At 45.2% G+C, this 12,968-nt stretch carries 17 protein-coding genes and 1 pseudogene; 8 read left to right on the forward strand and 10 right to left on the reverse strand.

Going from position 1 to position 12,968, the window contains the following annotated elements:
* Positions 1-67: 67 nt before the first annotated feature.
* A complete protein-coding gene (locus tag ACFODW_RS16515) occupies positions 68-1,024 on the reverse strand; it encodes a BMP family ABC transporter substrate-binding protein (protein ID WP_390307893.1) in 957 nt (318 codons plus the stop codon).
* 84 nt (positions 1,025-1,108) lie between these two features.
* A complete protein-coding gene (locus tag ACFODW_RS16520; RefSeq protein ID WP_390307894.1) occupies positions 1,109-1,714 on the reverse strand; it encodes a hypothetical protein in 606 nt (201 codons plus the stop codon).
* Between the two features lie 175 nt (positions 1,715-1,889).
* On the opposite strand from ACFODW_RS16520, the gene ACFODW_RS16525 reads away from it, so the two are divergent.
* Positions 1,890-2,072 carry a DUF2929 family protein gene (locus tag ACFODW_RS16525; protein ID WP_390307895.1) on the forward strand — a complete coding sequence of 61 codons (183 nt, stop codon included), beginning with the start codon at positions 1,890-1,892 and terminating at the stop codon, positions 2,070-2,072.
* 88 nt (positions 2,073-2,160) lie between these two features.
* On the opposite strand, the gene ACFODW_RS16530 is transcribed toward ACFODW_RS16525, so the two are convergent.
* On the reverse strand, positions 2,161-2,499 hold the full coding sequence (locus ACFODW_RS16530; RefSeq protein WP_390307896.1) for a hypothetical protein: 339 nt from the start codon (positions 2,497-2,499) through the stop codon (positions 2,161-2,163).
* A 104-nt stretch (positions 2,500-2,603) separates the two neighbouring features.
* Here ACFODW_RS16530 and ACFODW_RS16535 point away from each other — a divergent pair, with 104 nt between their 5' ends.
* On the forward strand, positions 2,604-3,410 hold the full coding sequence (locus tag ACFODW_RS16535; protein ID WP_390307957.1) for an undecaprenyl-diphosphate phosphatase: 807 nt from the start codon (positions 2,604-2,606) through the stop codon (positions 3,408-3,410).
* Positions 3,411-3,556: 146 nt separating this feature from the next.
* Here the strand turns inward: ACFODW_RS16535 and modA are convergent, their stop codons facing one another.
* From modA to mobA, 3 genes and pseudogenes are all read right to left on the reverse strand, one after another.
* The gene (gene modA / locus ACFODW_RS16540) at positions 3,557-3,916 is read right to left on the reverse strand and encodes a molybdate ABC transporter substrate-binding protein (RefSeq protein WP_390307897.1); all 360 of its coding nucleotides are present in this window, start codon (positions 3,914-3,916) and stop codon (positions 3,557-3,559) included.
* Positions 3,917-3,920: 4 nt separating this feature from the next.
* On the reverse strand, positions 3,921-4,436 hold the full coding sequence (locus ACFODW_RS16545) for a MogA/MoaB family molybdenum cofactor biosynthesis protein (protein ID WP_390307958.1): 516 nt from the start codon (positions 4,434-4,436) through the stop codon (positions 3,921-3,923).
* 126 nt (positions 4,437-4,562) lie between these two features.
* A pseudogene (mobA, locus tag ACFODW_RS16550) lies at positions 4,563-4,955 on the reverse strand (molybdenum cofactor guanylyltransferase); the annotation flags it as partial.
* Positions 4,956-5,398: 443 nt separating this feature from the next.
* Between mobA and ACFODW_RS16555 the strand changes: the two are divergent.
* Both ACFODW_RS16555 and ACFODW_RS16560 read left to right on the forward strand, forming a co-directional pair.
* Positions 5,399-5,569 carry a DUF542 domain-containing protein gene (locus ACFODW_RS16555; RefSeq protein WP_390307898.1) on the forward strand — a complete coding sequence of 57 codons (171 nt, stop codon included), beginning with the start codon at positions 5,399-5,401 and terminating at the stop codon, positions 5,567-5,569.
* A gap of 445 nt (positions 5,570-6,014) precedes the next feature.
* Positions 6,015-7,355, forward strand: coding sequence for an N-acetylmuramoyl-L-alanine amidase (locus tag ACFODW_RS16560; RefSeq protein ID WP_390307899.1), 1,341 nt, complete (start codon positions 6,015-6,017; stop codon positions 7,353-7,355).
* Between the two features lie 137 nt (positions 7,356-7,492).
* Here the strand turns inward: ACFODW_RS16560 and ACFODW_RS16565 are convergent, their stop codons facing one another.
* Both ACFODW_RS16565 and ACFODW_RS16570 read right to left on the reverse strand, forming a co-directional pair.
* Positions 7,493-7,804: a metal-sulfur cluster assembly factor gene (locus ACFODW_RS16565; protein WP_390307900.1), complete on the reverse strand. Its 312-nt coding sequence runs from the start codon at positions 7,802-7,804 to the stop codon at positions 7,493-7,495.
* Positions 7,805-7,891: 87 nt separating this feature from the next.
* Complete coding sequence (locus tag ACFODW_RS16570; protein WP_390307901.1) at positions 7,892-8,653, reverse strand: prolyl oligopeptidase family serine peptidase; 762 nt, start codon at positions 8,651-8,653, stop codon at positions 7,892-7,894.
* Between the two features lie 135 nt (positions 8,654-8,788).
* On the opposite strand from ACFODW_RS16570, the gene ACFODW_RS16575 reads away from it, so the two are divergent.
* From ACFODW_RS16575 to ACFODW_RS16585, 3 genes are all read left to right on the forward strand, one after another.
* The gene (locus ACFODW_RS16575) at positions 8,789-9,622 is read left to right on the forward strand and encodes a Cof-type HAD-IIB family hydrolase (RefSeq protein ID WP_390307902.1); all 834 of its coding nucleotides are present in this window, start codon (positions 8,789-8,791) and stop codon (positions 9,620-9,622) included.
* A 296-nt stretch (positions 9,623-9,918) separates the two neighbouring features.
* Positions 9,919-10,110: a DUF3813 family protein gene (locus tag ACFODW_RS16580; protein ID WP_390307959.1), complete on the forward strand. Its 192-nt coding sequence runs from the start codon at positions 9,919-9,921 to the stop codon at positions 10,108-10,110.
* 173 nt (positions 10,111-10,283) lie between these two features.
* The gene (locus tag ACFODW_RS16585; RefSeq protein ID WP_390307903.1) at positions 10,284-10,547 is read left to right on the forward strand and encodes a NifU N-terminal domain-containing protein; all 264 of its coding nucleotides are present in this window, start codon (positions 10,284-10,286) and stop codon (positions 10,545-10,547) included.
* A 50-nt stretch (positions 10,548-10,597) separates the two neighbouring features.
* On the opposite strand, the gene ACFODW_RS16590 is transcribed toward ACFODW_RS16585, so the two are convergent.
* Complete coding sequence (locus tag ACFODW_RS16590) at positions 10,598-11,008, reverse strand: hypothetical protein (protein ID WP_390307904.1); 411 nt, start codon at positions 11,006-11,008, stop codon at positions 10,598-10,600.
* A 74-nt stretch (positions 11,009-11,082) separates the two neighbouring features.
* Positions 11,083-11,925 (reverse strand): YitT family protein, encoded by an 843-nt coding sequence (locus ACFODW_RS16595; RefSeq protein WP_390307905.1) that lies wholly within the window; start codon positions 11,923-11,925, stop codon positions 11,083-11,085.
* A 121-nt stretch (positions 11,926-12,046) separates the two neighbouring features.
* On the opposite strand from ACFODW_RS16595, the gene ACFODW_RS16600 reads away from it, so the two are divergent.
* Positions 12,047-12,907, forward strand: a complete 861-nt coding sequence (locus tag ACFODW_RS16600) for a DegV family protein (protein WP_390307906.1) — start codon at positions 12,047-12,049, stop codon at positions 12,905-12,907.
* Positions 12,908-12,968: the final 61 nt, after the last annotated feature.

Raw genomic sequence — 12,968 nt, forward strand, 5'->3', positions numbered from 1 at the left:
AACGAAGGAATAAATCCAAAATCAGCTATTAAAAACCCGGACACCCCTAAAGCGATGTCCGGTCTTTTTAGCGTTCGTTCGGCAGCAGGCCCGTACGTTTATATTCTTCCATTTCTTGACGAAGTTCCTCCTGGAAACTGCTTGGAACATCGGGACTGAAGTCTCCTAAGGATATAACTTCATCCTCCAAATCATAAGTGATTACACTGCCGTTCAACTTTCCTTCATTGAATTCTTCGGCAATCTGTTCATAGATGGCATCCACATGCTGCCGGGTGCTGGTCAGGACTGTCCGCTCGTCAATATCTGACTGGTCAACGGTATAGCCTATTGCGTACAGACCATCTTCTTTCGCCTGTTCTATAATGGTGCGGGAGAAAAGGTCCCCAGTCGGATAGAAAACATCCGTGCCGTCTTCCTTCATTTGAGCATAGATTTCTTCTGCCCGGCCGTCATCCTGCCAGTCATTCAAAAAATCAATCTCCATCTCTGCTTGGGGATTTTCATAATGAACTCCCTCAAAAAACCCTTCAATCTCCGGCTGCCACTCATAGGCGGCAATAATTCCCACCTGATCGTTCTCTGTCATTTCCCCTGCCACCATTCCAGCAAAGAATCCTACTGCATGCGAATTGAAATTGAGGGTGGTCACATTATCAGCCACATAGCCTCCATTGAAATAGACAAAGTGGACATCCGGATAGTCAGAAGCAAGTTCGGCAAAGTACTGGCCGTATATGCTGCTGTGACCGAAGACAAGGTTCACCCCATCCATAACGAATTCATCTACTGCGTCCCTGATCTGCTGTTCTGTCTGGACGTGCTCTTTATAGAAAACATCCACCTCATATGTAGTACCTATATTTTTTAACCCTTTATATCCTTTTTCCGTCCATCCCTCATCATCAATGGCCCCATCTGTCAGCATGCCGACATTCTGGATGTTACCGGCGGAAAAATAATCACAGCCGGACAAGAGGACAGCTAAAAGGATCATCCAGGAGAAAATCTGGAATCTTTTCACCAAACGGCCTCCATTTCTCTTTCTTGTCCCTATTTTATCGAAATGAACTCTATCCAGCAATACCAGCCTTGCCAAATAATGACATTATCCATACAAATCTCGGTATTTTCGATAATGTTCCAGCAATTCTCCCACCTTATTCTGGCATGGTTCACCCTCCCGCACGCAAAACGAGCCGTTCCTTCTGTTCCTGCCCGCTGTCTTACCGAAAGCTGCCGTTAGATTGGCCGGAAGTTCTTCAGCCTGGATCCATTGCATGACAGCTCTTGCAAAATCCTTGATATATACTGCCTCCTGTTTAAACTTCTCTGAATCGAATCTAATGAATTTTTCACCTACTAAAATTCCATATTCGTTCATCGGCATCCATTCCCCAAACAAGAGTGGAGGATGAATCGTTATTATCTTTGCTGACTGTCCCGGCCTCTCCTCCCCAATAGAAAAGCAGCGATTTGACTTGGTTTCCAAGGAACCAACCACTTTTCCAATAGTAATTACAGTGGTATAGGACGGGGAAACTTCTGCTTCATTCTCAAGCATGGTAAAATTGCTGTTCCGTCCGAAAAACAATAGCAGATCCCCGCCCTTTTCCTGGTCGGGAAGACCATCCACGCTGTAATCCTGGTCGAGCAATTCCTCAACGATATGGTAACCGATCCAATGATTGCAATTAACGACAAGTATTTTCATATTCCTCCTCCTTCATAAAAAGAGCCTTTTCCGCTATATAATTCACTATGCTGAAGAACAAAAATACTTTCCTTTACCGTAAAGGTTTGATAAACTATATGTGAATAATGGAAAGCATACGCATGCAGACAACTAGAAACTGAAAATCCAGTGGTACAAAGTTGAGGTGTTAAGTATGAAATACATAATGACAATTGTTTGGGCGCTGCTGATCAGTTTCGCCATATCCTATGTCTTGACGAGCATGGGCGAAGAGCCGTTCGTTCTTATGGACTCCGTTATCCTTGCAGGTGTCCTTTCCGTAGCTGTTTTTATATTGGGCGGCGGAGCACTCGGCGGCAAAAGTGAACAGAATTAGTAGGGAAACCCTTGCCTGCAAGGATTGTGGGCAAGGGTTTCTTTTTGCAATTTATCTGAATTTCAGGTGACCGGATTCCTTGCTCCCTTTAATACCAAGGAAGCACACTCAGGGCAGCCAGTGCGGCCAACGGCAAAATCAGTCGCTGGAACCTTCTTGGCGGCCGATAATACCCATACCCCGGGAATCCATATCCATAGCCAGGGTATCCATAGCCGAAAACTCGCTCATCAGGATATCCGTCACGATAATCATGCTCTGCATATGGCTGATTCGCACCGCCGATCGGCACTGCGAAATACACATTTTCATTATCCAATCCGGTGATGATGCCGTCTACCTTGGTGCCGTCTACCATTTCAGCAAGCACATAGGAATGCATATGCTTCTTACATTGTTCATACATATGTTGATAATTTGTGTTCATTTTATATCAACCTCCTCACCAATTAGGCTATTCAAACGAATTGTTTATGGTGACTTGTCTTGGAGGAAGAAATGAAGAATTGAGGAGGACTATATATGGAAGTTATGACAGAACTTTGGACATTGATCAAATACCTGGTATTGGGGCTTTTTCAGGGCTTTACGGAGCCGATCCCCATTTCATCCAGCGGGCACTTGGTGATACTCCGGGAATTATTCGGGGTGGAAATCAAAGGGCTTTCCTTTGAAATATTGGTGAATTTCGGTTCTCTAATAGCTGTATTGATCGTCTTCAGGGAGGATATCCTGCGGCTCATTAAAAATGGCTGGCTCTATTTAACTAAAAGAGAAGAAGATGCAAAAGGCGATTTTCAGTTTGTTATCTTCCTTATTGTTGCTACGATTCCAACCGGCATACTTGGCCTCTTATTTGAAGATATGATTGCCGATGCAGGCGTATGGATTGTCGGGTATACACTGCTTATCACAGGTGTAGCTCTGTGGGTCATCCGTAATTTGCGCGGGCGGAAAAATGACGGAGATATTAGCATGAAGGATGCACTGATTGTCGGCTTTGCCCAGGCAGCAGCCCTTGTTCCTGGCATCAGCCGCTCCGGGGCAACTATTGTTGCAGCTATGTTAGTCGGGATGAAGCAAGAGACAGCACTACGTTTCTCATTTCTTCTCTATATCCCTGTGAGCCTTGGTATCACTGTACTTTCCTTTACCGACATCGTCACCGATCCCAACTTTGATACATTGATGATTCCTTATATTATTGCCTTTATGGCCTCGATCATCGCCTCTTACTTTGCCTTAAAATGGTTTATCAATATCATGGCAAGAGGCAACCTGAAATATTTTGCTTTCTATTGCTTCATTGTCGGTTTTCTTGTCATCGTGTTTCTATAAAACTAGTACAAACCATAAAAAAGCAACAGCTTCTAATAAAGCTGTTGCTTTTATTATATAAATACATTAACTATTGGCAGTTTTGCTTTGCTTTCTCTCCTTTTCATCTGTTCTCTCATCGCTTTTGGGATATAGACGCAATATGGCTATTCGTCCGGCGCCACTACTGCCAGCCGGTTCTGCAAAAGAGCAGTCCCTTCGCCTATCATGCCGGACTCCTCCAGCCGGGTATATTCCTTTTTAGAGGCGGACACGAATACATCTATCAAAGCTCCCTGCTCAATCTGTCTTCGTAATGTACCGGACCCACCAAAGTTATAGATAATATCAACCTGCGGATTCTCTTGTTCATATGCGCCCTTGACCTCCATCATGCTGTCCATCATGCTGAAATAGTAAGGCTGATCTGCCCGTCGGCTCCATCTTTTGGGTAAAGGCCCACACCCAGCCATAAGCAATGACATGATGAGCCCAACCATCCAGAGTTTGCCCCCAGCTGTTCCCATCTTCTTACCTTTCCGAGTCTTTGGCCAATTCCATGACCGTATGGCCGAGTTCTGGCAGGATCAATTTCTCCATAGCTAATTTGACCGCTCCAGAGGAACCTGGTGTCGCAAATATGACCCGCCCCCCGGAAATGCCTGCCACTGCACGGGAGAGCATACTCGCAGAGCCGATATCATACTGATAGCTCAGCATACGGAACAGTTCGCCGAATCCTGGGATCGCTTTATCAAACAGGAGGTCCAGTGATTCAATGGTTACGTCCCTTTTTGCTATTCCGGTCCCTCCATTGATAAGCACCGCTTCCACACTGCTATCATCCAGGACACTCGTCACGATAGACTGTATATCTTCCACCTGATCCGGGACGATTCTGTATTCAACAATCCGATGCCCCTCGTCCTGAAGCATTTTTTTCATTAGCTTTCCGCTTTCATCTGTATGTTCATCCCCTGTATCACTGACTGTTATGACGGCACATGCTACCTTCTTCGGTGAAGCTTCACGATGTTTTTCCAGCATCTTAACTCTCCCCTTCCCATTGGTTGAAATTGTCGCCATCGATGTATTGCTGATAATCTGTCTGTTGATATTGATAAACTGCTTGTCCTCTTCCACTATGACTCTCTTTGTCTCTAATTTTCCGAGCAGCCTATGGACAGACCGTTCCTGCCGGTTAAACTGATCCGCAATGATATCTTTCACGGAATAATGCCATATTGCAAGAAGAGGTTGTTCTTTTCCCCTTGAAACTGGGATTAATGCCTCTATATCCGTATCAAGATGACCAATCAGCTGTTTAAAAAGGCCTTCTTCAATAAAAGGTACGTCCACCGGCAATGTCAGGTACCATTCCGCAGCAACATACTCCATAGCCGTATAAATACCTGCAAGCGGCCCTTCTCCCTGATATCTTTCCACATTTGCCAGGATTCGCAGTTCCGAATGTTCCCGCTCAAACCGCGCAGCCAAGCTCGGATGGGCAATGATAAGAAGCGTGTCTGTAAGCGCGGAAAGGGCATTCACTGAATATTGATAAAAAGGAAGGCCGGCCCGCTCGCGAAAGCTTTCGGTTTTCCGAACCTGCTAGACTGCCCGCCCGCCAGTATTACACCCGCCATATTCCGTGTCATTTGATCGCTCCTTATAAAGTTCATGATATCGTAAATTTCCCACTATCCGCAACTAGAATGGAAATCTTCCCCTTTGGACCCTGTCAACAGCCGATTGACTGTCTCTCTGATACACCGATCAATTTGGCCAATTCGATATTGGTGAATCTTCTGCTGATAGCAATTTCATCCCCATTGTCATGTCCGTATGTACAGCCGATTATAAGGGGTTATCTGTCATTGCATCCAACAAAAACCAATGAATGGTGACAAAGTTTTTTTAAAAAAGCCTTTCTCCAGTGATGCAAATCACTGACCTATCCCCCTTCATCCCTTATGCTTGAACCAAGACATTAATTCGAGGTAGAGTTGATGAATACATTTACTGTTGAACATAGACCGGTTAACATCGTTAAGGTTTTTCCAAAGGCAAGCGACCTGTTCAAAGTGCATCAAATTGATTTTTGCTGCGGTGGCCACCGTCAGCTGAAAGAAATTTTTGAAGAGAATTACCTCGACGAACAGAGGATTCTTCAGAACTGAATCAGGCGTACAGCCGCTGGCAGGAAGAAGGCAATCAATCAGCCGAGTGGGATGCTGTTTCATTGTCCGAATTGATTGACCACATTGTCCAATACGTTCCAGCATATCCATTTGGAAAACAATATTCTCTTCCCGCGTGTATAATCAAAGTAAGGATGACGGTAGCCTTTAGTAAAAGGGGGTTTGATAGATAAAACAACAACTGAATGATAACCGGAACGGCATACCAAATCGGATATGACAGGTATGCTGTTTTCGTTTGTACAGATCCTACTGTAGAAATTCTAATTTGCTTTCCAAGCACACGCAGGATATCAGCCGGAGCTAGAATTAGATAAACACCTGTTTTCAAGAAAACGACATATCCGTCCACTTCCTCAGTACTTTATAATCATAATATATGAGTGATACCATACGAACTACCTATTAGAGAGGAAGGACCTTTATGAAACTTTATTTAGATCCCGGACACGGAGGAACAGATCCAGGTGGTCAAGGAAATGGACTGATAGAAAAAGATATTGTCTTGGACATCGCCCAGCGTGTCCTCTCCATTCTTACGGTAGATTATGAAGAGGTGGAAGTCCGGATGAGTCGTACATCCGACATCAGCAAGAGCCTGAACCAGCGGACAAACGAGGCAAATTCCTGGGGGGCTGATTACTATTTGAGTATTCATTGCAACGCATTTAATGGCTCTGCCCGGGGTTATGAAGATTATATATACAGTGGCTTGTCAGACTCCTCTACTACTTCCCACTATCGAAATATCATGCATGAAGAGATAATGGACATGAATCAGCTGCCGGACCGCGACAGAAATAAAGCGAATTTCCATGTATTGCGTGAAACTGCCATGTCCGCTCTTCTCACTGAAAATGGATTTATCGACAATGACCAGGATGCTCGGCTGATCAGTGACCCTCCCTGGCGGCAGAGGGTTGCCAAAGCACATGTAAATGGACTGGAAAGGGCGTTCGGCCTGAAGAGAAAGCAAATAAGCGGCACCCTTTATAAAATAATTGCCGGGTCTTTCCAGTCGAGGGAAAATGCAGAAAAGCGGGTCGCGGAGCTTGAGTCACAGGGCATCGAGGCCTTCATTATTCCATTCTCCGCCCCTAATGCCCAATGGTTCCGTGTGCAGGCAGGCGCCTTTGCTTCCAGGGAAAATGCTGAAATGCACCTGGAACAAGTGAGAAATGCAGGTGTGGAGGATGCTTTCATCATTACTGAGGGCAGCGATACTGATAACGAAGAATCAGGAGGGTATTCGATTGCCGGGAAAACCTATCTTTCCCCTGAACTGATGGACCAATATGTAAAAGGAATAAACAGCGGCGCACCAGAGCTTGGACATTACTATCTTGAACTCGGCGAATATTATGGAATCAGAGGAGACATTGCTTTTGCACAGGCCATGCATGAAACAGATTTTTTCCAGTTTACCGCAACCGTACAGCCTGAACAGAATAACTTCGCTGGGATAGGTGCAACCGGCCCCGATAACCATGGTGCCAACTTTGACTCTCCATGGGAAGGTGTCCTTGCCCATATCCAGCATCTGTATGCCTATGCTGTTACTGCCCCCCTTCCCGAGGGATATCCACGTACAGATCCCCGGTTTGATTTAGTAGAAAGAGGCTCTGCCCCTGCATGGGTAGATTTGAACGGGAAATGGGCTGTTCCGGGTGACCAATATGGCCAGTCCATTCTAGACCTTTATGGAAGAATGATCGGCGAGTCCATCAGCACTCTTCAGCAAATAGAAGAAAATATTGGGGAATAGCCAATTTTTTCGAAGATATAGGACAATCTCCCAATGTTCAGGGACATGGCTATCTGAATGCTGCCGAACTGCTCGGATCGTGATGCATTAAAAAAGGCTGACCCGCTGTGCAAGCGGAGCAGCCTTTTCTCTTTTCATCAATCAGGAATGCCTAAAGCAATTTTCGCGTAACGGGACATCATATGTTTGTCCCATGGCGGATTCCAAACGATATTAACTTCTACTTCCTTGACTTCCGGAATATCATCCAGTGCCATCTTTACATCCCGTTCGATATGGGCAGAAAGCGGGCAGCCCATTGCTGTCAGGGTCATTGTTACCGTGCAAAGACCTTCATCATTCAGATCCACATCATATATTAAGCCAAGGTTGACAATATCAATTCCCAACTCAGGGTCAATTACATTCTCCAATGCACCCATCAGATTTTCCTTCAATGCCTCATCCATGGAATTTACCTCCTCGTATCTTCTGTAATTCTATTTAAACATATTTCGGACGTTTAATAAATGATTTAAATCACACTTATTAGGATTCTATAAATGCTTTTCAAACCACTTCACCGTTTCGAGAACAGCATGGCGGCTCACTTTATGCCCCCGGCCTTCCTCCTTGATGAAGCGGATTTTATCCTTATCTGTATATTCCTTCTCTGCTTGTTCATAAAATGTAAAGGAATGGTCGAAAGGAACGACAGGATCACTGTCACCATGCCAGAAGAGCAAGGGCCGTCCGTCCAATTTGCCGGGCTGTTCGGATAGGTCATAGTGGCCGAGCTGTTCATACAAGCTGCCGATCATCTCCTCGGTGATTGGAAGGTCTCCCGCCTTTTTAAAGCTCTCCACCAATGTTTTTGCATAGGTTGTTATCTTGGGGGAACCCATAAGGACTGCTGCTGTACTGATCCATGGATACTGGGTAAGTGCAGCCGACGTTGTAATCCCGCCCATGCTTGTCCCTGCGACGCCGATCCGGCTGTCCGCTATCAGATTCCTGCTCTCCATTTGGTCTTTGATATCCTTCAGTTCTTTTATATTCTGGATAACTATATCCCAAAAGGAAACCTGCTTTTTCATATCGGATTCTTCGCCCTCCCTTTCTCCATGATACTGGCTGTCAGGAAGCACTACACGGAACTCTTTGCCGGCCAGCAAATAGGCCAGGGGCAGATTATGCTCTTTAGCACTTGTGAAACCGTGGAAATAGGCTATCAAAGGGAGAGCATCGTCTTTACGGCCAGCCTCTACTACAACCAGGCTGGGAATTCCTTTTATCGTTTCTTCGTATATACCGATCATTCGTCCGTCCCCTTCTTCCTTTTTATTATCTCTTTATTCTAATAGTTGATGATAATTATTTGCAAACTTTGCAGCCGAGTATGACTTTACAACTGCCCCTGCCGCCTATACACTTAGTAAATATGAGGTGAAAATATGGAAAATAAAAAACACTTGATTGCACTGGATTTGGACGGCACGCTCTTAACCGACAAAAAAGAAATCAGTTGGCACACGAAGGAAATGGTCCTTCAAGCCATGGTGGAGGGGCATGTTGTTGTCATTGCCACTGGCAGGCCTCATCGTGCCAGCATCGATTATTACCATAACCTGGGGCTGAACACCCCCATGGTCAATTTTAATGGCGCTCTTATCCATCACCCCAAAGATAAAAAATGGGATGCCCTGCATAATCCGTTGCCGCTCCCAACAGCAAAAAAAATAATTGATGCATGCTATAGCCTTGATGTGAAAAATATTCTCGCTGAAGTGAGGGATGATGTCTATCTGGATGAATATGATGAAGAAATCATCGAAATTTTCCAGAACGGCGGCCAGGATACACCTTTCCATATCGGCAGGGTAAAAAATCAACTGGATACAGACCCTACTTCTGTACTGATCCATCCAAAGGAAGATCATATCCATACACTAAGAAACCATTTGGATGACTACCATGCCGAGTTCATCGAGCACCGTAAATGGGGTGCGCCTTGGAATATCATTGAAATTGTAAAAAAGGGCATCAACAAAGCAGTCGGACTGCAGAAAATCGCTCATTATTTCAATATCCCCAAGGAACGTATCATTGCATTCGGCGATGAGGATAATGATCTGGAAATGATTGATTATGCCGGAGTCGGCGTGGCAATGGGCAATGCCATACCCGAACTCAAAACCGTATCGAAGCATGTTACAAAAACTAATGAGGAAGATGGAATCGGCCTGTTTTTAGAAGATTATCTAAACCTGAATAAAAAATCGGTTTAATCCCGGTATTTACCAAGGCTAACATCATCCGGGACGATCCATACTACTAGTGAACGTGAAAAGCGTTCACTTTTTTCATACCCGTTCGCATCTGAAGCTGTATCTCCAAGGAGGAGTTTCCTGTGGGAAAGCGCAGCAAATCGAAGCGATTCAGCCATCAAGGTGCTGAATCCGTTAAAAAGCATGCGGAAAAGTTTCCATACCGTTCCCGTTTCTCCGATACCATGCGGGGACGTGAATAGCTGTAATCACTCGAGGAGGGGTTTTCGTTGCAACAAAACAATAATAACAACAATATGTTTCAGCAAGCACGAAATGCCGTCATGAATATGATGCAGGGAAATAACAACGGCAATAACCCAAGCCAGGCAGATAAACAAGCAGCACAAAATGCCATCCAGGCCGCATATAATGAAGCTACTCCACAGGAAAAACAGGAATTGCAGCAGCTGGAACAGCAGCTGAGACAGCATAACCAATTGCAGTAAATTTGCAGAACGGAGAAAAACGCAGGCGAATGCCACTTCATTCTGGTGATGAAACGGGTTTGCCATATGCGGACGTCGGCCTCCGCCTTCCATGACGGAGGCTGACTTATATTCTTTTTTCTTCCAGCGATTTCTGCTAATATAGAGGTAAGTATGATTGAGGAGGGATGAACATGGGAATCCGTGCAGAAGAAACACCAAACCCCAATGCCCTGAAATTCACGACGGACAAGCTGATATTCAAAGGTGACAGCAGTGTTTCCGTCATGCCAGGGGATACAAGCGAATATGAAATATTAAATGAACTTATGCAGCTCGATGGCGTGGACAACGTTTTCGGCTACCAGAATTTCATTACAGTAAATAAACAATTCGATGCAGAATGGGATCCGCTGTCGTCTAAAGTTATCGAAGTACTTGAGAAACACGGCTATTAAATACTATTACATAGCGAAAAAAATCCAGCCTTCTAGCAGGCTGGATTTTTCTATTCGTCCATATTCATATCGACGGGAATATAGTTAGGGTTTACCGGCTCTCCCTGCTCATCTTTTGCATAAATTGTAATAATCGGAGCCTTCCCAGAGGAATCGAGCTCGTCCGGCATCCCTATATTCAGCTGGAATTTTCTCCATTCACCCTCCCCTTCGCCGGGGGTGAAGCTGCTCTCCTCTATAAGGGTCTCCTCCCCCTGCTCCAGTTTGTAGAAGAGTTCTTCTTGTGCCGTACTTGCCTCTGCTGTCAGCTGAATCTCATTGCCGGTTGTAATTACATCAATATTCCTTAAGCTTACCGCGGTGTTTCCCTGTTCAGCTGTCTCATTTTCCTTATCATCTACTGTTCCGCTACAACCCGCCAGGACAGCCGCTGCCGCAAGGATTATCAGGATATACCTCATTTATTCGTTCTCCTTTTCATAACAATAAACCCTAGCACCTTTGCAGGTTAATCACTAAACCATCCGCTTTTTCTTTAATCTTTGCGGAAGACACCGAATACTTGGGTCGTCTGCACGATATTGGTAAAGGCCTTCGGGTCCACTTCATTGATGATACGTTCGAGATCATACAGTTCATAGCGCGTGATTACCAGATAAAGCATATTCTGGTCGGCATTGGTATAAGCGCCTCTAGCCGGCAGGATGGTTATCCCCCGTACCATGGCCTTATGGATCTCATGCTGCATCTCGACCGCCTTATGGGTAATGATCATCGCAGTCAGCTTTTCATGACGAGTATGGAATGCATCAATTACCCTTGTGGTTACATATAATGTCAGTAACGTATATAATGCGTTCTCAGGCTCATACAAAATACCGGCAAACAGGATGATGACCGCATTAAGACTGAGAAAGTAGAAGCCGATCGGCCGGTCTTTCATCCGGGACAGTACCATGGCGATGATATCCATACCACCTGTCGAGGCACCGTGTCTCAGTGTCAGTCCGACACCTGTACCACCGATAACCCCGCCGAATACTGCATTTAATATATAGTCTTCAGAAAAACTGATCACTGGCAGGACCTCCAGCGCCAAGGTCGTCACGAAGACGGAAACGATACTATAAATGGTGAATCCCCTGCCCACTTTAAACCAGCCGAGCACGCCCACTGGTATGTTTAAGATGAACAGCAGGATACCGGTACTTATGCCGATCCCCAGAAAATCCTGGAACACACTCGCACCAAGCTGTGCTGCCCCGGTGAAGCCGCTGGCATAGACATTAGCTCCGATCAGGAAAAAGTTCAATGAAATGGCATTTAATATTGCGCCGATGATAACAATAACGATTCGCTTTGCTTCAACTAAAAACATGGCAGCCTCCTTGACGTCTTTTTTTGCAAGCTCTTTGTGTGGATTATATTTTGACTAACACCTGGAATCCCGATAAACTAAAAGCAAAGAGTCATCCTAATTAAGAAATGAAGGTGAAAGAATGACGGTTAAAATTCTAGCCGACTCTGCAAGTGATTTATCAAAAGTACATTATAGCGAAAATGACATGGAAATGGTACCTTTAACCGTCCATCTGGATGAAAAAGAATACAAAGATGGACAGGAAATTGAACCGGTTGTAGTATACAATGCCATGCGGGAAGGCAAAAGTCCGAAAACTTCCCAAGTATCTCCGCAAACCTTCAAGTCCATTTTCACATCTTATGCAGAAAATAATCAAGCCTTAGTATACTTCGCATTGTCTTCCGAGCTGTCTGGCACTTATCAGACCGCCAAAATGATGGAACAGGAAGTGAAGGAGGAATATCCGGAAGCTTCCATTCATGTTGTAGATACAAAATGTGTGTCGCTAGGTTATGGGCTTGTGTGTCTGCATGCTGCCAAACGTGCAAGAGAAGGCGCTTCCGTAGAAGAAATCATCGATGCGGGCACCCATCATGCACAGCACATGGAAAGCATCTTTACCGTGGACGACCTGGAATACCTCTACCGTGGAGGCAGGGTTAGCAAGTCGCAAGCATTCTTCGGCTCCCTGCTGAAAATCAAACCCATCCTTCAAGTGGAACACGGAAAACTCGTTCCCCTGGAAAAAGTGCGCGGCTCCAAGCGCTTGTTTGGCCGCATGCTGGAAATCATGGAAGAGCGTGGCGCAGATCTCAAGAACCAGACGATAGGTATCAGCCACGGGGATGACATCCAAAGAGCCGAACAGCTTGCCGGCATGATTCGGGAGAAGTTCGGCGTAAAGGATATTGAGATAGAGATGGTAGGTTCCACTGTCGGCGCCCATGCTGGGCCGGGAACGATTGCCCTTTTCTTTTTGAACAACACGAATAAATAACTAATCAATACTGATTCTAATAATTTTTAGGGTCAGTATTTTTTATACCACATTCCTTTTG

The sequence above is a fragment of the Virgibacillus sediminis genome, assembly GCF_042643265.1.
Lineage (GTDB): Bacteria > Bacillota > Bacilli > Bacillales > Amphibacillaceae > Virgibacillus_O > Virgibacillus_O sediminis.